Raw genomic sequence first — 19,756 nt, 5'->3', positions numbered from 1 at the left:
TTGTATGAAAAATTATATCTCACTTATTGTTGCATTTATTTTGTTGGCTTGCCAGCAAGATTCTAGTGTATTGAAAACATTATATCCACTGCCTAAAAAATTAAAAGAAGTTTCTGGAATTACGTATCTCTCAGAAACAAATATGCTTTGGACTCTAGAAGATAGTGGTAATGCTAATAAAATTTATGGATTAAACGCCCAGGGTGAAATTACCAAAACGGTAACTATTACAAATGCTACAAATGTAGATTGGGAAGATATTACAAAAGACAAAGCTGGTAATTTATACATTGGCGATTTTGGAAACAACGATAACATACGTAAAGATTTGTGTATTTATAGAATTGATAAATCGGCTTTAGGGAAAGAAAATGCTGTTTCTAGCTATAAAATCTCATTTGCATATCCTGAACAAAAAGATTTTCCCCCTAAGAAAACCCAAATGTTTTATGATGTTGAAGGCTTTTTTGAGTTTAAAAATAATTTCTATTTATTTACTAAGAATCGAAGCAAAAATTTTGATGGCACGGCATCTATTTACAAAATCCCAAATGCAGCAGGAGCTCAAAAAGCTACTTTAATAGGCACGTTTAAAACATGTAGTAATTACAATCATTGTGCAATTACTAGTGCAGCAATTAGTCCAGATATGAAAAAAGTAGTTGTTTTATGTCACGACAAAATAATACTTTTTCAAGGTTTTGGAGGAGATAAATTTCATAAAGGGACACAAACGGAGATTGATTTAGATCATTTTTCTCAAAAAGAAGCCGTTGTTTTTAAAGACAATAAGATATTGTTAATAGCTGATGAAAAGACAAAAAAAGTTGGTGGTAAAGTATATGAATTTAGTTTTAAAAAATAATTAAAATCCAAATCCTATACCAAACGCAATTCTTGCTTCTTCGTCAGCGCTTTTAAAATAAGTAAGTCTAGCGGTGATTACATCCAATCCGTTGAGCCATAAACCGCCTCCAACGGATTGATGCCATTTGTTTGAGTTTTCTCCCGTTGCCCAAACACGACCATAATCAAATCCGCCAAGAATTCCGTATGACATTGGTAAGATGCTTTTTTTTATTTTTCCTAAATTCCAGCGGACATCACTACTTTGATAAAAAGATTGATTACCTAGAAAACGTTGATTTCGGTATCCTCTTAAATCGTAGTCACCACCCAAAGTTGCTCCTTGAAAAAAGTCAAAATTATTATTGAACAATATTTTTGACTTGATTATAGTTGCAAAAACAAGTTTTCCATTTGAATCTATTTTGTGATTGAAATTAATTTTACTTTCTAATGATGGGAAATTTTGTTTGCTATCATCTAGATTGATTTTCCAGTTTCCAGCTATCGAAAACCCAAATCCCATAGATGGGAATGATGGAAGATCGTAGTTCTCATAGCTATATTTTACTGTTGCTCCAGCGTATTGCTGACTTTTAAATACATCAGGATTAGCTACTCCAGGCGTATTAATAAATCTGCCTGAAGTTTCTTCGATTCTAATTTTCTCAAAAGATGTAGCAAAATTAATTTCACTTCCATATTTACCTACTTTCTTAATAGATGGGGCTACTTTTATGGCACGCATACGAACACGGTTATAATTCATCCCTAAATCTTCATCATTGTTCACAGTCTCATTACCATAACCAAAATAATTTATAGTAAAGTTTGGGCTGGTTAAAATTGATTGTACATCAAAATCCCATTTGCCTAATATTTTAGGAAAATGTCCGTCGTAAATAAGTTCATACCCATCGGTTGCAAAAAAGTAATTGGCTTTTAAGATGTGTTTTTGAGTATATGGATTTTGATTGAATTTATTTACTGTGTAATTGGCAATGATACCTAATTTTACACCATCATCAGGATTGTAACCACCATATGGTAGACCTGAAAAAGCATTGTATTTTGGTTTTTCGTAGTCGTATAAATTCTTTTGGTAATCATCAGTAAGAGCTGTTTTGGTTTTAGAATCTAAATCATAGGTATTGTTTTTTGATTTAAAATCGTAAATTTTCACTCTTTTTCCATTGGATACTGTATAAGTGTCATTGTTTTGACCACCTATTAAACGAATACTTATTCGAGAATTAAAATCCCCTTTTACTTCAAAAATATCATCATCATCTAACCCATAAACCCAAATGTTTTTAGTTTTACCAGCTGTAAAGTTTTTTGTATAAATCAGTTCTTCGCCATTTTTCTTGATGCGATATACTTCGACATCAAGTTTGTTTTTTGCTTTATGCGTAATTATAAATTTATCTTTTTTATCAGTCCCAACAATTAAAACTGTTTTTTGTAGTACTCTATAGTATTCTGTAGCATATTTTTGGAGTTTATCTCTTCGTAGTTTTAATTTACGTTTAATATCTGCAAGAGTTTCGTCTTGTACTTCTTTTGGTAAATTATTAAATGAAGCGTCAATGTCAGCATCGGTTAGATTCTCTTGTATGTATTTGGCTTGATCAATCCAGTCTTTTTCATGTGCTGTTTTTAAGAAAGCAATATCTTGTGGATAAGGTTCGCGGTTGAACCATTTTACATTTCTTATATCATCTTTAAAAGATTGCATATGACGAAGAGAAGGCATTTGCATTAAAAGAGAAAGTAATGCGCCATCGTATTTCGTAAAGGCTTGGTCTCGATCTCTAGGAATTGGTTTATAAGTAATTTTATCCCCTTCATTATATTCACCCCAACGCCATTGGTCACTATGTCTATCCCAATCGCCAATAAGCATATCAAATAAACGCGCTTTTATATATTCCTTTTCGTCAATGGTATATTTCTCATCTTTATGAAGGTTTTTCATCACATCGTCTGTGCTAATGATGTCTAGCGGTTTTCCGAAACTTTTTAAACTTATTTGACTACTAGATGGACGCTCTTCAACCATGTACAATTCATCACCAAAATTATAATTATAGCCTTTAAGAATTTCTTGTTTAGGGATATAATATAAAACAGGATTGGTATGTGATATTCCAACTTTATCTGCTAGATTACCTACGGCAAATGGAGTATATGGGTGAGAAGTTGTATAAAAGTCTAGTAAAAAGTTCTCAGCATATGTATCATCAAATTGATCTTGTACAAATTGATCTTTAAATGCTACAGATTGAAGAAAACGTGAAGCACTTTTTTTCAAAGCACGCATCACATATTCTTTCCCGTCTTTATCTACAATTCGTAATGATTTTGATTGATGTCCTCCGCCTTCTCTTTTTGGTGTAATACCACCAAAAAGAGTGTCTAAAGAAACTGTTTTGGCTTCAATTGGCATGCTGTAATATTTTCTATAATGTTTTCCGAATAAAAATTTATGAGAAATACTTTTCTTAGTCATTTCACTCGAATAAATAGAAGCCTTTGTTGTTGCATTAAACTTGGTTGGTAAGTTTTCATGATACACGGTGTCTTTTACTGTGATGATATTTTGATCAAATAGCAGTTTTTCTTTTTTGTTTTCATTGCTGTAAAAAGCAAGTCTGGCATCTCCGTTTTTATAAAGAGTTAATGAAGCATATCCATTGCCACCATATGAAAAATCATTCGGATATACTGCCTTTGCTGCTTCAGATTTTGAACCAGCACCGCTTATAATTTGTTTTATACTACTTTTGTTGATGTATTGTAAATTATGATCATGGCCAGAAATCACAATGACATTATCTTGGCTTTGCAAAAGGGTTTTTACTCTTTTTACAAACTGTGTGTAGACTTTGTTTTGTATATCTTGGGGGCTTACTCCAGATGTTTTACGAAGTAAATTTATTACTGAACCAATAACAGGTAGTGGAATTTTTTGCTCTAAAGGGAATAATTGCTTTTCTAAGGAAAATTGACCTCCATGTGTACCATTACTCATTAAAGGATGGTGAACAGCTATAAGAACAGTTTTTTCTCTATTCTTATTTAAAATACTTTCTAATTCTTCAAAGAATGCTTCACGGGTTTTAATATCGCAATTATCATTCATTGTAGGATTGTCGTCCCAGTCTTCTAGAAACCACTGACTGTCTATAACGATTAAAATAGTTTGTTTGTTTATTTTTAACTGTTCGATGGCACAGCTTTTTTGTGGTAAGAATGCTTTTTTATTATTTAAGTATGTCGTTACAAATTTTGATTGACGTTCGATTCCTTCAATTCCGCTATACCAGTCATGATTACCTGGGATAAAAATTGTTTTTCCGTTGAAACCTTTGGTTAATTCTAACTGATTTGTTAGTTTTTTTTCTGCAAGAGCAGTAGCATCTACATCTTTTGGACTAGGAAATCCGTAAGGGTAAATGTTGTCTCCTAAAAATAAAAGTGTCGAGTTTTTATCTGAACTTTGCAGCCTTTTGTGCAAAAGTTCAAGAGTTTGTTGTGCTTGTTCCTCATCGGCATTTCCTGCATCCCCAACTAAATATAAAGTATGGGCAATTTTTGTAGTATCTAATGCGTTTTGTGAAATAGGATTTTGTATGTCTTTTCCAAATTGAGCATGATGTGTTGCACAGGACTGAATTAAAAAGAAACCAAAAAATCCAATTAAATATGTTTTAATCTTATTTGTAAAATGATTATCCGAAAACAATTTCATAATTTAGTTGTATAAAAATATGTTTATGAACCTACTAGAGCAGTCCGAAGATTTTGTTTATAACTTACTCAAAGATAAACTTTCTATTCTATATTCGTACCATAATTTTCGCCACACTACAAGTGTTGTAAATGCTGTTAAAGAGTTATGTGTTAATGAAAAAATAGGGAGTGATGACGAAGAACAACTTTTGATTGCCGCATGGTTTCATGATACAGGGTATATTAAAGGTTTTGAAAATCAGTAGAAAATATAGACGTTACCGAATTTTTGATTGATAAGAATAAGTCTCCTAAATTTATGGAAAATACTTTCCAGCTTTAATTGCTGCTACAGCAAAATATCATGAACCTTTGACTCATTTTTAGAAAAGATAATCAAAGATGCTGATTATATTCATCTTACAACTAGTGAGTATGCTACCAGTTGCGAACTTTTAAGAATGGAATGGGAGAATACAGAGAATAAAATATTTTCGAATGAAGAGTGGACAACAGTAAACTTAAACTTTTTAAGAACATTCATCAGTTTTATACTGATTATGCCAAAGAAAAATGGCAGCCTTTAAAAGAAAAAAACTTAAAACGAATTTGTCAAAAAAATGGAGAAGGAAGAATCAAAAAGCACCAATGAATTTGGTGAAGTAATCAAGAAAAGAAAGATAAGGTAGAGAAACCAGATCGTGGGATTGATACTCTTTTTAGAGTTACATTAGGAAATCATACCCGATTAAGCGGAATTGCTGATAGCAAAGCCAATATTTTGTTATCTGTAAATGCGATAATTATTTCGATAGCACTTTCAACAATTATTCCAAAATTGGATAGTCCTAAAAATGCGCATTTAGTTATTCCTACTTTTATAATGTTGATATCTAGTGTTGTTACTATCATTTTTGCTATCCTTTCGACAAGGCCAAAAGTTACCACTGGTGTATTTACACGAGAAGACATCGAAGCAAAAAAAATTAATTTATTGTTCTTTGGAAACTTTTATAAAATGCCTTTGCATGAGTATGAATGGGCAATGAACGAAATGATGAAAGACAAGAATTATCTGTACGATACAATGATTAAAGATTTATATTTTTAGGTATTGTACTCGAAAGAAAATATCGTTTGTTGAGAGTCGCTTATAATCTTTTTATGATTGGTATTATTATTACTGTCTTAGCATTTATAAGTGCATTTGTATCGCTTTAGGTTAGTTAAGTTCGTCTAGTAAATCCTGATATGTAATTTTTTTAGAGGTTAGTGAGTTGTTTACTACTTTCACCCGTATAGCTTTTAAGCCAGATACACCTTGCAAATCCTCTACTTCAAATTGTTCTATTTGAGGTTCTAGTATTTTCTTGAATTGTAAATATTTGATGTATTTTATATACTCAGTTTCTTCGTTGGTATGTGAATATACAATCGTAATTTTTTCTTTTTCAGTGATGCGTTCTTGTGTGTTTTTAATGTGAGCTTTGTCGATACGTTTTTTAACAACTTCATATCGGGCATTATAGGTTCCATCTACATCAAAACGCTTTTCATCCATTCTAAAACGGATAGAAATAGGGGAGCTAAATACTAAAATTAAAGATGTGACATCAAGCTCATATGGTAATGAAGCTTTAAGTTGATGGTGTGCTAATTCCATTTCGCATAGTCTTGTAATTGCCATAATCTTAAATTATCGAAGATACATTACATCAAATGGTTTTGTAGGCGCAATAAGGCTCCTATGTATAAATTATGTTTACACCATCGGTTTTAAAACGTTCGTAATAATGAGGATATATTTGTTCGCTTCGATTTGTTTTTTGTCAAGTATAACTGCTAGTTTTTTATTGATAATAGACATTGCATTATCAGAATTTTTTTCTTTCCTGATAAAATAAACCTGTTTTTTCGTCTAAACCTTTTAAAATATTTTTGTTCTAGTTTTTCTGCCTCAGAATTACTTTTAGTGTTTCTTTAAGATAGGTAAGAATTTATCTTCAATATAACGTTGTATATGTTGTTTCAGAATCTGCCTTTAAAGGCGAATCAAGATCTTCAAGAAGCGATTGTAATTCGAATTTACGCTGCTCTAGAAGAATTAAATTTGTGTTTTCTTTTGACTCGCAAAAATTTGCAATAACATTTTTAACTGATTTTTCAGATCGGTTTTTACCGTTTCATTTCGATGCTCCGATGAGCCTTTAATATCAATTTGTCCATATAACGGAAATACTTCTTTAAAGACAATTTCTTTAAAAATATAATCTTTCGTGTGATTGCTATTCTGAAAGTACTTTTGTGATTCTTCTCTAAATTTCCAATAAACACTAGGATGAATTGTAGTATATTCTCTTTGAATTACCGCTTCTATCTGATGTTGCATGTCATTATTGTATCTTTCGATTGTGTCAAGAACTAGATATCGGTCAACCAAGTCTAATTTTTTGCATTTATTGTATTAAATGCTCTTGGAGTAGCCGAAACTAATTCGACAACGCCTAATAATTTATTGTCTTTTATAACTGGAGCAAATACACAACTGCTAATGTTTTGACCACGTAAAAGTTCTCCAAGTTTTATATTTTCATTTGCTGTATAAATTTTTCAACATCGAAATTATAACTGGCACTTTGTGTTCTAGTAGGTTTTCAAAAGAGCAGCCGAATACAGCATTTTTACAATCTATTTCATGATTAAAAGGGAGTGTAAGAAGCTGGATAATTCGCTATCTTTTTCTAGCTGTGGAGGCTTTATAGAATTTTTCCTGTTCAGAGTTGTAAATTAAAAAGCCCACTTTAAGATTTGGTATCTTAAAAATAGATCTAAATATGCTTTCGGTATTTTTACTCTCTGTTGCTTTTTTTGTATCTGATTTTAATAGATTAGTCTTTTTTAAATTAGAAATCGCCATTTCTGTAGTGGCATCAAATAAAATAATAATACAAATCCTTTTAAAGTCCCGCTTTAAATGGGAAATTTTTCTTTCCATAAAGCAATATCATCGTAGTTGTCAATCAATAAGTCAATATCTTCTTGTGTCAGCTTTGAGCATTTTCAGAAGGAATGATTTCCATGAAATCAGCATTGTATAAAATACGGTAGTGATTTATGATTCCATTAAAATCTGGAATATCATAAAAAAAAGGTTTGTTGAAATCTATATTTTGTTTGTAGTAAGCTCCAAGAATTAAACAACAATTACAATGTAGAATTGTTGTTCTCATCAAAATCACCAATGGTTACATCAAAATTTGTACCTGCATCTTTAAGTATTTTTAAATCTTTCGGTATAATTAAATGTAAAATTATGAAACGGAATAGTGACAGCTTTAATTTCGTTATTTTGTAATGCAGTAGGGAATAAATCTGCTAATAAATGATTAATAATAGTTTCATATTTTTTAATCACCGAAAAATCTTCAATCCCTGTTTTGTGATTAGGAATACTCTCGACTTCCTTCAAAAGTGCTTTGGCATAATTAGATCGATAATCAATATTTGATTGTGCAATTTTCTCTAAAGCTTCAATAAGTTTATGAAATGATATTAGAGTTTTAAATGGACTTTCGTCGAATAAATGATATTTCATAGCACTATTATTTAGTAGTATACAAAATTACTAATATACGCAATTTAAGCCTTACTTTTGGGGTTTATTTTATAAAAAAAGCCTCAACTGTTGTAGTTGAGACCTTGATTTTAAGTGAAATTGAAATTGAAAAGAATAAATACTAGCTTTTCTCTTCTTTGTTGAAGTAAACCAAATAGTAATACGTTTGTTTTTCTTCATCCCAACCTTTTTCTACAAATTTTTCAGCACTTTCAGGATTAATAAAATCCATTTTGATTTGTATATGAGTGTCTAAGTTGATAACGTTTTTGATTAATTATCTTACATTGAAACCGCAGAGTTGGCAATAGGGAAAGTTGTAATATCTTCGATACTGTATTTTTCGCCTTTATCAACTTTGTAGTTCTTAAATTCAGGAATTAAATCTGGATTATCTAATACTTCGTTTAGGAAATTTTGCTCTTCAAACTGATCGTTTTTTGCAAATAATTCACGGAACGGTTCATGAACATTACTTCTTCTTTTTATCTTCAGCAGGCAATACTGCATACCACACGAAGCTTCTGACAGAATTTTAAGTATTTCTTGGTAATAGAGTTTCATCTTCAAAAGCATCAACTGATAAAAAGTGCTCTAACCAGTAACGCGCATCATCTAACAAATTATATCTACAGTTAGGATTTTGTTAACCTTCTTCTTTTTTATAATTAAAAATTAAGCACCCTTTGTCTAGTTTGTTAAGGTTGATACCTTGTTGTAAGATCATTTCAAGGTTGCTGTCTTTTTCTTCAAATTGTAAAAAGTCAGCTTGTAATTCGCTTTTTGAAAATTCCGATTGCATCAACAACATTATTATCGATACTTAAGTTGGTTAGATAGGTTACATAAACTTCTCCGTTTTTAATACGCGGGTGGTTTGACTGCTCATATAAATGTGTAGTGATTCTTTTTGAAACTTCCTGTAGATTTCAGGATTGTCAAAAATCTCAGTGGCATATTTAAACATGTCGTTATAATCTAAATCGACTTCGTGTGCAAACTGATAATAGTTTTCTTCTTCTCTCTAAAAGGCTTGAAAAAAGTATTCTTTTATCAAAGGAACAATCTCATCATTTAAGTTAAATGGTTGATCTGATAAAAAAATCGCTTCGTTTCTGCTCTTGTTTCCTACGCGGTGAATCGCAAGCGTGTCGATGTGGGTGTTGAAAAGGTTTATCATTTTTTTAGGTTCTGAGGTGCTAAGTTTTAAAGGTACTAAGATTTAGCTTCTTTTCTTTTAATTTATTAATAAGAAACTAACATTCTTCTACTTCTCGACTATCCTCATATAAATTATTAAATTCGTCTTCGTTTAGATATGCTATGTTTTTAGCAATTTCTAATTGTGTTTGCATTTCAAATAAAGAACCTATTGAAATGTTTAAAAAGCGTAAAAAATCTTTGTTGCTTGTTTCGTCAAATCCTTCAGCAATGTTGCTTGGAATTGAAATCGAGCTTCGTCTTATTTGTGAAGTTAATCCGAAGACTTCTTCTTTTGGAAAATTATTTGTTGAAATATAGATTTTGGTAATTAAGGACATTGATTTTTGCCAAATTAAAAGCTTTTTGAAATTACTCATATTTGAAAATTTAATTTCAATAAATATAAGAAAAATCTTCAACTTTTTAAAACTCAGAACCTTTGCTACTCAGAACCTTAGAACCTCTGCAATTTAATTCCAATTCTCTTCAAATCCATAATCTTCGAAACTATCGTCTCCTTCGAACATATCTAAATCATCTTCGTCTAGATCATCTTCAAATTCGCCATCGATATCGTCATGCATATCTGCTTCAAAATTTTTCTCGCCTGAATCATCGGGCATTTCTCCGTGAGAGAGAAAAGAGTTTCTGGGTAAGTATTTCCAATAGCTTGATCTTCTATTGCAGCTAATTCGACCAAGAATGTCCACATATGGATAAAATCGTAGACATATATAATTTTAGTGTTTTCTTTATCTAATAGGTCTGATAAAGTGTAGTCACTCATTGTTTTTTGTTCGCCAGGAACATCTCCAGTATCAAAAAGAGGGATTTCTTCTTCTTGATTCCAAGTTTCATCGCAGGTATAAAAAGAAGCTACTTCCATTCCGTCAAAACCAAAAGAATTGAAAATGGCATTGTGTAAATCTTCTAAAGTATCTTCTTCAAGAATTGCTATATCTCTAAAAATATCTTCTTCTGCATCTAGAATTACTCTAAATTTATAAACCATAACTTAACTATTTTTTTGTTTTTTATTGCTGTTGAAAAGCAAATGCAAATATACTCGATAAATATTATTTCACAATGAAATAAATCTTTATTGTGTTTTTGAATGCTCCATAATTTTTCATTATAGAGGGGAATGTTATATGATTAGTTTTCAATAATAAAGGTAGCTTTTTCCCTTAAATCGTGTATGTGAAAATAAAAAAAAAACCATTGTAAAAAAACTTTTACAATGGTTAAATATATAGACTTAGCCTGTTTATTCGATGATTTATATATTAATGCATCGCATCCGCAGGGTTAATTTTGTTTTTCCCTTTTTTAATTAAAAATATAATTGGAATACACAGTAAGAACATGATACCTAGATATAAAAATATATCCATATAGGCCAAAACTGTACTTTGTTTCATTACCGAATAATCGATTACTTGGTAGGCTTTGTTTAATGCTTCGTTACTACTAAAACCTTTTGACATGAATCCTTTTTGAAGTAATTCAACTCTTTGTTGTACTTCAAATTTAGTGGTATCCAGGTGCGCTACCAAATCAACACGATGTTTCTGACTGAATCTCGTGATAAAGGTCGTGATGATGGCAATACCAAAAGAACCTCCTAATTGTCGCATCATTCCTGTAAAAGCAGCTCCTTCACCAATATTTTTTCCTTGTAAGGTAGAAAGTGATAATGTTGTAATAGGTACAAAAAGCAATCCTAAACCAATACCTCTTAAAATTAATGGCCAGTATAAATGTTCTACACCAGTATCAGGTGTCATATTATTATACATCATAAAGGTGAAGAAAAAGAAAATTAAGAATCCAACACCTACCATATATCCTTGAGGAACTCCTCGCTGAATTAATTTACCAATAATTGGCATCATAAAAGCAGTTGTAATAGATCCAGGAATAAGTAATAATCCAGCATCAGTTGCTGTCCATCCTAGGATAGATTGCGTGTAAATTGGAATAATCAATGTCGATCCATAAAGTCCGAAACCAAGGATGAAACACATTATAGTACCAATTCGTAAGTTTCCATCTTTAAGAACACTTAAATTTACAATTGGATGTTTATAGGTGAGTTCTTCGCCATATAAATAATACTAGCCCAAGAACTGTTACAACACTTAATGTTACAATCAATGAATCATTAAACCAGTCGTCTTGTTGTCCATGTTCTAATACAAATTGTAGGGAACCAATAAATGATGCCAGGAAAAATATTCCCACCAATCAACTTGATTGGCTTTTAGTTTCTCGCCATATTTTGGGCTTCTTACGAATGAAATTGCCAAAATTGTAGCGATAATACCAAGTGGAATATTGATATAAAAAATGTAAGGCCAAGAATAATTATCTACTAAATACCCTCCTAAAGGCGGACCTAAAGTTGGACCTACAATAACTCCCATTCCGTAAATAGCCTGAGCCATTCCTCGTTTTGCAACAGGATAACTCTCGGTTATAATGGTTTGTGCAGTAACCAATAAAGCGCCTCCACCAAGTCCTTGAATAAATCGAAATGCAATAAGCTCCCAAATATTTGTAGCATTACCACACAAAAAAGAAGAAATGGTGAAAATTATAATTGATGTTACAAAATAATTTCGTCTTCCAAATTGTTGTGACAACCAACTTGTCATCGGTATTACTATAACATTTGCAATAGCATAAGCAGTAATTACCCATGCAACATCTGTTAATGTGGCACCAAGGCTTCCTCTCATGTCTGTCAATGCTACATTTACGATGGTTGTATCTACAATCTCCAGCAATGCACAAAGTACTGCCGTTATTGTAATTAAAACTCGTCTGTAGCCATATTCTACTAAATCATCTTGTGCTTGTACCATTTTGTTCTATTAGAATGCTTTTCAAAAATGAATGTATAATTCTTGTTGTAGGAAAATAATTTCCTGATAAGTGTGATTTTATTTTAAATGCACATCTACATCCACGTTCATTCCTGGTCTTAATAATTTTATTTTTTCGATATCATTAGATGCGTCCAAGTTGATTTTTACAGGTAATCTTTGAATTGTTTTTACAAAGTTTCCAGTTGCATTATCAGGAGGTAGTAAAGAAAAACGTGCTCCTGTTGCTGGTAAAAAGAATGATAGTTCCTTGGAAATCATAATTAGGATAAGCATCCACTTTAAGAGTTACCTTTTGACCAATAACCATTTTGTCAAGTTGCGTTTCTTTAAAGTTGGCAACCACCCAAGCTTCTGAGTTATTGATGATATAAAATAAAGATTGTCCTGGTTGTACTAATTGTCCAGGTTGAATATCAACTTTAGAAACCTGACCATCAATTGCAGCAGTTATTACAGTATAAGATAAATTCAAATTAGCAACATCTAACAATGTTTTTGCTTTTTTGATATTTGCAGCTGCTACTTCTGTTTGTTTGTCTGTAGCTTTTGATTTTGCCTGAATAACCGATTTTTGATACGAACTTGCTTTTTCTTGTTGTTGCAAAACACGTACTTGGCTTTCAGCTTCTTCTTTTGCTGTTAATGCTTTCTCGTATTGTTGTTTTGTAATTGTATGGCTTTTGTACAAGTTGTTGTAACGATTGTAATCATTTGTTATTTGTGCTAATCTAATTTTTGCACTTTCGATGTTTCCACTTGCAGATCTTACATTTGCATCCGAAACCGAGATATTTGCTAGGGCACTTCCAATATCAGCTTTCGCAGCTTCATATGAACCTTCAGCGCCTAATAAAGCAGCATTTGCTTCATCAATTTTTAATTGATAATCTCTTTTGTCTATTGTAAATAAGGTATCTCCTTTTTTAACAAAATCATTATCTTTTACATAAACCTTACTCACATATCCTGATACCCTTGGGATAATTGGGTTCATTTTTTTCTCTATTTGTGCATCATCAGTTTGTTCGTGTGCTAGAGAGTGCATGTATTTGTAGATTCCGTAAGATCCACCAACGAGAACTAAAATAACTAGTATAATTGTAAATTTAGTATTTGTTTTTTTCTTTTCCATGTGGGCTATCGATTATATTTTTGTAAGATTGAATGATTGTGATAATTGTCCTGTTGCTGAAAGCATTTCGTAATATCTATGAATTATATCGGCTTTAGATGTAGCTGTGTTTACTTTAGCGCTAAGGTGTTCTACATCGGCCTCAAGTAAATCATTGGTATCAGCAAGACCATTGTCGAATTTATCTTTTAAGATTCTATAATTTTCTGACGCTTGCTCTAAAGCTAAGTCGTAAACTGAACTTTGTTTTAAAGCTAAGTTATAGTTCTCTATTGCTTGTTGAACTTCAACTTTAATATAATTAGTTAAAATTTCTTCTGAACTTTTTACTTCATCTGCTTTACTTTGAGCATGTTTTATGTCAGCTCCTTTTTTTAATATTCCGCTAAGATCATATGAAATACCTACTCCAAAATTCATTGCATTTTGTACCGTAAGGATATTTCTAACATCAACAGCAGCATAACCACCTAATAAAGATACAGTAGGGTAGTAAGCGCTTTTTGCCATTTTTATACTAGATTCACTAGCTTTTTCCTGATAGCGTAATGCTTCTAAATCTTTACGATTTTCTAAAGCAGGCTGCTCGTTTGTTGGAATGTTGTCTGTTTTATAATTGATGAAATCATTTTCTCTCACAACTAATTTTGTAGAAGAGTCTAATTTAAGTAACGTTATCAAATAATAATTTAGAATGTTTAGGTTTTTATTTGCTTCATCTATGGATAGTTGAATTTTAGAAACCAATAGTTGTGATTTCAATAAATCATTTCTTGGGATGATTCCGTTTTTCTCTAATTCGATAAAATCAGTTACACGCTGCTTCGCTTGTTTTTGATTTTCATTTAAAAGTTCAATAGTTTTTTGAGCCTTGTATAAGTCGGTATAGTAATTAACTACTCTTAAAGCTATATCTTCTTTAGTTTTTAATGAAGTTGCAAGTTCAGCTTGGTACAAATTTTCAGACAATTTAATACTATTTTGAATTTTGAAACCTGCAAATATTGGTAAGCTTGCGCTAAGTTGTCCCAACATCAACTGATCAGGATTTGGCATTGAACCAGAACCGCTTTCCTGATTCATTTTTAAATTTACATCTGCGCCTGCCAATCTTTGGTATTGTCCAGATGCTTTTAAATCAGGATATTGATTGTTTTTAGTAGACTTAAGTTCGTACTTTTTAGTGTTGACTTTTGTGTTTGCCAACGTGACTTCGTCACTCTTCTTGCCATGCTATTCGTACTGCATCATCAGGGTAAGACTCAGTTTTTCTTGAGCTTCTAACGAGGATATTCCGAATAGGAAAACCCCAAAGAGCATAATTGGATTAATTTTCATAAACAAGTAAGGCTTTTATAGTTTGTTGAATGTGTTTTGTTAAATGTGTTTTTATGTAATCTGTATATAAAGCTTCAGTAGTTAAATTCAATACTTTCTGAAAGAAAGCTTTGTTCATATGAAAATGAAAGAAAGTTCCGAGAATAGTAGGGGTTATTAACGGGATAATAACATCTTTTCGGAAAATACCTTTTTCTTGGCCTTCATGGATTATACTTTCTAATGATTTAAGGTTTCCTTTCTTTAATTCTGTAAAATGATTTAAAGTTTTTTCTCTTTTTTTAGATGTCAATTCAAAATGCATAATTCTGAAGATACCTCCGTTGCAGTTAATCTTATTGATATAAAGCTCAATTAACTTATTTACTTTATCGATGGGTTCTAAATCTTCTTGTAGTAAATTTTCTAATTGCAATTTAAGATCCGATGTTCGATATATGATTAACGATTCGAGTAATCGTTCTTTGGAACCAAAATAATACGATACCATGGCAATGTTAATTTTTGCTTCTTTGGCAATATTTCGTATCGAAGTTCCTTCAAATCCTTTATCAGAAAAAAGCTTTTCTGCAACCTTGAGAATTTGAATCTTTTTCTCGTTTAATTCGATGTGTGACATGAGTGAGTTTCTAATCGGGCACAAAATTAAACAAGTGTTTAATTTAAACAGCTGTTTAGTTTTTATTTAACACAATATTAACTAAAATAAAGCTTTGTAAATGAATGTTCGTTTTGTTATATTTTGTTGTTTTATAAGGGTTTAAGTGTTTTATAACGATGTAGTTAATTTTATCTTTAAGGAATTATTTGATATTAAAGTCAAACAAATGTTTAACAAGATTGGCTCTTTGGTACCAATCATTTTGCACTAATTCAAATTTTTTTATTTCAAATTTTCCGAAGTTATAATCACGGTATTTGTGTAGTAATTTTAGAAATAAATCTTTGTTATTTATAGGGTTTCTGAACCGTACAACGGTCAAATGTGCAGTGAATAACGAATAGCGTTGATCAATACTTTGTTCGAGTGTAGTTTGTTTAAATGCTAAACGAAGATTATCTCGTAAATCATTTATACTCGTATCGCTAGGAAAACCTTGAATCATAACTGCCGAAGGAGAAGCAGTAATTCCTTGTAGTTTGATTACTGATTTATTTAAACCAGTAATGCATTTATTTATTACAGCAATATAATCTTGTAGTGTAATGTTGCTTATATCAAATCCATCTTAATAAGATATAATTGACATAACTGTAATGTGAATATCTGAATTGGGATAATAATATTGAGAAGCATCAACTTTTTTCAATTCATTTAAAAAAAGTTGAATGCTATTTTTAATCTCTTCTGTAGGCCGAATTAATAATGTAATCCCTAAACGGTTATCATTCAAATTATCTATTTGTGTATCTATAACATAATTGTCATTTGATATCTTCTCACAGGATTCTGTGAATAAATTAGTATAATGAGAAGCTAAATCCATTTTAAATTAGATTAAAAAATGGGATTATTTAATTGCTTTTACGAAATCGTCAATATGTTGTGTACCCTTTTCAGATAAGTGCTTAATAAAAGCGCTTCCAATAATTGCTCCTTTTGCAAATTTAGTAGCCTGATTGAACGTTTCTTTATTGGAAATTCCAAATCCAATTACCTGTGGGCTTTTAAGATTCATGTTTGCGATTCTTTCAAAATAGCTTTCTTCTGTATTGCCAAAACCAGATTGAGAACCAGTAACGCTTGCAGAACTTACCATGTATATAAAACCGTTTGAAACACTATCGATAAACTTAATGCGCTCATCAGATGTTTGCGGTGTGATTAGGAATACATTTATAATTCCGTATTTTTCGAAAGTAGTTTTGTATTGTTCTGCATAAACATCCACAGGAAGGTCAGGGATGATTAATCCGTCGATACCAATTGCAGCACATTTTTTGCAAAATTCTTCAACTCCGTATTGTAATATGGGATTAAAATAGCCCATTATTATCAACGGAATTTTCACGCTTTCGCGAATATTTTCCAGTTGGTCAAATAAAACCTAAGTTGTCATTCCGTTATGTAATGCCTGAGTAGAACTTGCCTGGATTGTTGGGCCATCTGCTAAAGGATCACTAAATGGTAATCCGATTTCGATCATATCGATTCCACTTTTTTCTAAATCCTGAATGATTTGTACAGTGTCATTAAGATTAGGATATCCAGCAGAAAAATAGATAGAAAGTATCTTTTTATCTTCTTGTAGTTTTTGATTTATTCTGTTCATTTTTTTTATTTTTTTATACCAACAGGTTTTTAAAACTTGTTAGGTATTTGCGTTAGGGATAAATGCAGTATCCTTTTAGATAGTGGCTAACTATAATTTGAAATAATCGATATATGTATTTAAATCTTTATCGCCACGACCTGATAAATTGATAATTACGATTTCGTCGGGACCAAATTTCTTTTGTTCCAGAACGGCAAAGGCATGAGCACTTTCTATTGCAGGAATAATCCCTTCTGTTTTGGATAACTGTAAACCAAATTGCATGGCTTCATCATCTGTAATCGAAATAAATTCGGCTCTGCCAGATGCGAATAAATGGGCGTGCATTGGTCCAACTCCTGGATAATCTAAACCTGCCGAGATAGAATAAGGCTCGGTAATTTGTCCGTCGGGAGTTTGCATTAATAGTGTTTTACTTCCGTGAATGATTCCGATTTTTCCTAAAGCCGAGGTTGCAGCGCTTTCGCCTGAGTCAACTCCTGAACCAGCCGCCTCGACAGCAATAATATTTACATCTTTTTCGTCTAAAAAATGGTAAAAAGCTCCGGCAGCATTACTTCCTCCACCTACACAAGCAATAACGTGATCTGGGTTTTCGCGGCCTTCTTTTTCTAATAATTGTGTTTTTATCTCGGAAGAAATTACACTCTGAAAACGTGCTACCATATCAGGATAAGGATGTGGACCAACCACAGAACCGATGATATAATAGGTGTCGACAGGATTATTAATCCAGTCACGGATGGCTTCGTTTGTAGCATCTTTTAAAGTTCTTGAACCCGAAAGTGCCGGACGAACTTCTGCGCCTAACATTTTCATACGAGCCACATTTGGTGCTTGACGCTTAATATCGATTTCGCCCATATACACAATGCATTGCAATCCCATTAAAGCACAAACAGTAGCAGTAGCAACACCGTGTTGACCCGCACCAGTTTCGGCAATAATTCGGTTTTTACCAAGGCGTTTTGCAAGTAAAATTTGCCCGATTGTATTGTTTACTTTATGCGCACCTGTGTGGCATAAATCTTCTCTCTTTAAATAGATTTTGGTATTGTATTTTTCCGAAAGTCTTTCTGCGAAATATAATGGAGTAGGGCGGCCTACATAATCTCTTAATAGCGCATCGAACTCAGCTTGGAAGCTTGGATCGGCAGTAATTTTTAGGTAGTTTTGACGTAGCTCTTCTACGTTTGGATATAACATTTCTGGAATGTAGGCCCCTCCAAATTCTCCATAATAGCCTTTTTCGTTGACGTGAAAACTCATTTGTTTAAAGTTTAAATGTTTAAAGTCGCAAGGTTTTGCTTGAAACTATATAATATGTTTTTATCTTTTAATCCTGCTTCGATTTCAAATTTACTGTTTACATCAATGGCATAAATAGGTAAATTAGTTTTCGAAATTTCTTTTATTATTTCTATTTCTTCAAGCCCGATTCCGCCACTAAGGAAGAATGGTTTTGTAGAATTGTATTGGTTTAATATTCTCCAATCGAAAGTGGTTCCGTTTCCGCCAGGTAATTTCCCTTTGGTATCAAAAAGAAAATAATCACAAACTGATTCGTATGGTTTTACTACTTCGAAATCAAAATTTTCATCAGCAGAAAATACTTTGATAAGTTCGATTTTAGGATCAATTTTATTTTTTAGTTCCTGACAAAATTCAATTGATTCATGACCGTGTAATTGTATGGCTTGCAAATCGTATTTTGAAATTTTGCTTAGAATTTCTTCCTGACTTTGATTTACAAAAACCCCAACTTTCTTGATTGACTTTGGTAAATCGGGAATGATTCCGTCAAAATACCGAGCCGATTTTTCCCAGAATATAAATCCCATATAATCAGGTAGGAGCAAACCTACTTCGGTTATATTTTTGGGATATTTCATACCGCAGATTTTGAGTTTCATTTTCGTTGTGTTTTTTACCGCAAAGGGCGCAAAGAGTTTTTATATTCGATGTCATTAAAACGCTAAGTTCGCAAAGCTTTGGGCTAAATTTGTATACGTTTTTTTTATGTCTATTGCTTATTGCCTAAAGTTTCTTAATAAATTCAGTTGCTGCTTGTCCTGCGTTATCAGTTTTCATGAAATTTTCACCAATTAGGAATCCTTTGTAACCGTATGGTTTTAATTCGTTAATAGCTTCGATAGATGAGATTCCGCTTTCGGAAACTTTTACAAAATTATCAGGAATTTGTGCAGCCAGTTGTTTGCTGAAATCCAAGCTAACTTCGAATGTTTTTAGGTTTCGGTTATTAACTCCAATCATATCTAATGTTGGCATTATCGATTTTTCTAATTCTTCCTGATTGTGGACTTCAAGTAAAACTTCTAATCCTAAATTTTTTGCAAATTCGGATAATGACTTGATTTCTTCTCTTGTTAGCACTGCTGCAATAAGCAAAATTAAATCAGCTCCAAAAGCTTTAGCTTCTAATATCTGGTATTCATCGACAATAAATTCTTTTCGCAATAATGGAATATTTACTGATGCTCTTGCCAATAGTAAATCATCGAGTGAACCTCCAAAATATTTTCCATCGGTTAAAACAGAAATTCCGCAAGCGCCTGAGTTTTCATATCCTTTTACTACTTCTTCTACTGTAAAATTTTGATTTATAATCAATTTTGATGGAGAACGACGTTTGTGTTCGGCAATGATTAGGTGCTGCCTCCCTAACAACAGGAGCATGTATTAACCTTAGCAATACATA

At 31.9% G+C, this 19,756-nt stretch carries 16 protein-coding genes and 6 pseudogenes; 3 read left to right on the top strand and 19 right to left on the bottom strand.

Annotated elements, in window-relative coordinates:
• The first annotated feature begins 4 nt into the window (after positions 1–4).
• Positions 5–865: a hypothetical protein gene (locus AC1RYN_RS04905; protein ID WP_481806057.1), complete on the top strand. Its 861-nt coding sequence runs from the start codon at positions 5–7 to the stop codon at positions 863–865.
• Here AC1RYN_RS04905 and AC1RYN_RS04900 read toward each other — a convergent pair whose 3' ends face one another.
• Complete coding sequence (locus AC1RYN_RS04900; protein WP_481806056.1) at positions 866–4,600, bottom strand: metallophosphoesterase; 3,735 nt, start codon at positions 4,598–4,600, stop codon at positions 866–868.
• A gap of 25 nt (positions 4,601–4,625) precedes the next feature.
• Here AC1RYN_RS04900 and AC1RYN_RS04895 point away from each other — a divergent pair, with 25 nt between their 5' ends.
• The gene (locus AC1RYN_RS04895) at positions 4,626–4,847 is read left to right on the top strand and encodes a hypothetical protein (RefSeq protein ID WP_481806055.1); all 222 of its coding nucleotides are present in this window, start codon (positions 4,626–4,628) and stop codon (positions 4,845–4,847) included.
• Between the two features lie 515 nt (positions 4,848–5,362).
• Positions 5,363–5,802, top strand: a pseudogene (locus AC1RYN_RS04890) (Pycsar system effector family protein).
• Position 5,803: 1 nt separating this feature from the next.
• Here AC1RYN_RS04890 and AC1RYN_RS04885 read toward each other — a convergent pair.
• The 18 genes and pseudogenes from AC1RYN_RS04885 to trpC all read right to left on the bottom strand — a co-directional run bounded on the left by AC1RYN_RS04885 (position 5,804) and on the right by trpC (position 19,734).
• Positions 5,804–6,268, bottom strand: coding sequence for a hypothetical protein (locus AC1RYN_RS04885; protein ID WP_481806054.1), 465 nt, complete (start codon positions 6,266–6,268; stop codon positions 5,804–5,806).
• A 417-nt stretch (positions 6,269–6,685) separates the two neighbouring features.
• Positions 6,686–7,021 (bottom strand): hypothetical protein, encoded by a 336-nt coding sequence (locus AC1RYN_RS04880; RefSeq protein ID WP_481806053.1) that lies wholly within the window; start codon positions 7,019–7,021, stop codon positions 6,686–6,688.
• Between the two features lie 291 nt (positions 7,022–7,312).
• The gene (locus AC1RYN_RS04875) at positions 7,313–7,576 is read right to left on the bottom strand and encodes a hypothetical protein (protein WP_481806052.1); all 264 of its coding nucleotides are present in this window, start codon (positions 7,574–7,576) and stop codon (positions 7,313–7,315) included.
• Positions 7,577–7,625: 49 nt separating this feature from the next.
• Positions 7,626–7,811, bottom strand: a complete 186-nt coding sequence (locus tag AC1RYN_RS04870) for a hypothetical protein (RefSeq protein ID WP_481806051.1) — start codon at positions 7,809–7,811, stop codon at positions 7,626–7,628.
• 41 nt (positions 7,812–7,852) lie between these two features.
• Positions 7,853–8,176, bottom strand: coding sequence for a hypothetical protein (locus AC1RYN_RS04865; RefSeq protein ID WP_481806050.1), 324 nt, complete (start codon positions 8,174–8,176; stop codon positions 7,853–7,855).
• Between the two features lie 142 nt (positions 8,177–8,318).
• Positions 8,319–9,377, bottom strand: a pseudogene (locus tag AC1RYN_RS04860) (nucleoid-associated protein).
• A 76-nt stretch (positions 9,378–9,453) separates the two neighbouring features.
• On the bottom strand, positions 9,454–9,777 hold the full coding sequence (locus AC1RYN_RS04855; RefSeq protein WP_481806049.1) for a four helix bundle protein: 324 nt from the start codon (positions 9,775–9,777) through the stop codon (positions 9,454–9,456).
• Between the two features lie 93 nt (positions 9,778–9,870).
• Positions 9,871–10,412, bottom strand: a pseudogene (locus AC1RYN_RS04850) (IS1096 element passenger TnpR family protein).
• Positions 10,413–10,686: 274 nt separating this feature from the next.
• A pseudogene (locus AC1RYN_RS04845) lies at positions 10,687–12,267 on the bottom strand (MDR family MFS transporter).
• Between the two features lie 78 nt (positions 12,268–12,345).
• A pseudogene (locus AC1RYN_RS04840) lies at positions 12,346–13,423 on the bottom strand (HlyD family secretion protein).
• 12 nt (positions 13,424–13,435) lie between these two features.
• Positions 13,436–14,629 (bottom strand): TolC family protein, encoded by a 1,194-nt coding sequence (locus tag AC1RYN_RS04835; protein ID WP_481806048.1) that lies wholly within the window; start codon positions 14,627–14,629, stop codon positions 13,436–13,438.
• A 121-nt stretch (positions 14,630–14,750) separates the two neighbouring features.
• On the bottom strand, positions 14,751–15,380 hold the full coding sequence (locus tag AC1RYN_RS04830) for a TetR/AcrR family transcriptional regulator (protein WP_481806047.1): 630 nt from the start codon (positions 15,378–15,380) through the stop codon (positions 14,751–14,753).
• A gap of 184 nt (positions 15,381–15,564) precedes the next feature.
• Positions 15,565–15,867 carry a hypothetical protein gene (locus AC1RYN_RS04825; protein ID WP_481806046.1) on the bottom strand — a complete coding sequence of 101 codons (303 nt, stop codon included), beginning with the start codon at positions 15,865–15,867 and terminating at the stop codon, positions 15,565–15,567.
• 123 nt (positions 15,868–15,990) lie between these two features.
• The gene (locus AC1RYN_RS04820; protein ID WP_481806045.1) at positions 15,991–16,248 is read right to left on the bottom strand and encodes a hypothetical protein; all 258 of its coding nucleotides are present in this window, start codon (positions 16,246–16,248) and stop codon (positions 15,991–15,993) included.
• Between the two features lie 24 nt (positions 16,249–16,272).
• Positions 16,273–17,034, bottom strand: a pseudogene (gene trpA / locus AC1RYN_RS04815) (tryptophan synthase subunit alpha).
• Positions 17,035–17,124: 90 nt separating this feature from the next.
• Positions 17,125–18,306, bottom strand: a complete 1,182-nt coding sequence (gene trpB / locus AC1RYN_RS04810; RefSeq protein ID WP_481806044.1) for a tryptophan synthase subunit beta — start codon at positions 18,304–18,306, stop codon at positions 17,125–17,127.
• Positions 18,307–18,317: 11 nt separating this feature from the next.
• Positions 18,318–18,950: a phosphoribosylanthranilate isomerase gene (locus AC1RYN_RS04805; RefSeq protein ID WP_481806043.1), complete on the bottom strand. Its 633-nt coding sequence runs from the start codon at positions 18,948–18,950 to the stop codon at positions 18,318–18,320.
• A gap of 124 nt (positions 18,951–19,074) precedes the next feature.
• Positions 19,075–19,734 (bottom strand): indole-3-glycerol phosphate synthase TrpC, encoded by a 660-nt coding sequence (trpC, locus tag AC1RYN_RS04800; protein WP_481806042.1) that lies wholly within the window; start codon positions 19,732–19,734, stop codon positions 19,075–19,077.
• Positions 19,735–19,756 lie beyond the last annotated feature (22 nt).

This window comes from Flavobacterium sp. TC780, assembly GCF_056783245.1.
Note: the sequence above shows the minus strand (reverse complement) of the source record. Positions and strands in the feature narration are given on the sequence as shown.

What these genes read in the sequence shown, in the direction of transcription:
- AC1RYN_RS04905 (WP_481806057.1), top strand. Translation starts at nt 5, where the DNA reads ATGAAAAATTATATCTCACTTATTGTTGCATTTATTTTGTTGGCTTGC.
- AC1RYN_RS04900 (WP_481806056.1), bottom strand. Translation starts at nt 4,600, where the DNA reads ATGAAATTGTTTTCGGATAATCATTTTACAAATAAGATTAAAACATAT.
- AC1RYN_RS04895 (WP_481806055.1), top strand. Translation starts at nt 4,626, where the DNA reads ATGAACCTACTAGAGCAGTCCGAAGATTTTGTTTATAACTTACTCAAA.
- AC1RYN_RS04885 (WP_481806054.1), bottom strand. Translation starts at nt 6,268, where the DNA reads ATGGCAATTACAAGACTATGCGAAATGGAATTAGCACACCATCAACTT.
- AC1RYN_RS04875 (WP_481806052.1), bottom strand. Translation starts at nt 7,576, where the DNA reads ATGGAAAGAAAAATTTCCCATTTAAAGCGGGACTTTAAAAGGATTTGT.
- AC1RYN_RS04870 (WP_481806051.1), bottom strand. Translation starts at nt 7,811, where the DNA reads ATGAGAACAACAATTCTACATTGTAATTGTTGTTTAATTCTTGGAGCT.
- AC1RYN_RS04865 (WP_481806050.1), bottom strand. Translation starts at nt 8,176, where the DNA reads ATGAAATATCATTTATTCGACGAAAGTCCATTTAAAACTCTAATATCA.
- AC1RYN_RS04855 (WP_481806049.1), bottom strand. Translation starts at nt 9,777, where the DNA reads ATGAGTAATTTCAAAAAGCTTTTAATTTGGCAAAAATCAATGTCCTTA.
- AC1RYN_RS04830 (WP_481806047.1), bottom strand. Translation starts at nt 15,380, where the DNA reads ATGTCACACATCGAATTAAACGAGAAAAAGATTCAAATTCTCAAGGTT.
- AC1RYN_RS04825 (WP_481806046.1), bottom strand. Translation starts at nt 15,867, where the DNA reads ATGATTCAAGGTTTTCCTAGCGATACGAGTATAAATGATTTACGAGAT.
- AC1RYN_RS04820 (WP_481806045.1), bottom strand. Translation starts at nt 16,248, where the DNA reads ATGGATTTAGCTTCTCATTATACTAATTTATTCACAGAATCCTGTGAG.
- trpB (WP_481806044.1), bottom strand. Translation starts at nt 18,306, where the DNA reads ATGAGTTTTCACGTCAACGAAAAAGGCTATTATGGAGAATTTGGAGGG.
- AC1RYN_RS04805 (WP_481806043.1), bottom strand. Translation starts at nt 18,950, where the DNA reads ATGAAACTCAAAATCTGCGGTATGAAATATCCCAAAAATATAACCGAA.
- trpC (WP_481806042.1), bottom strand. Translation starts at nt 19,734, where the DNA reads ATGCTCCTGTTGTTAGGGAGGCAGCACCTAATCATTGCCGAACACAAA.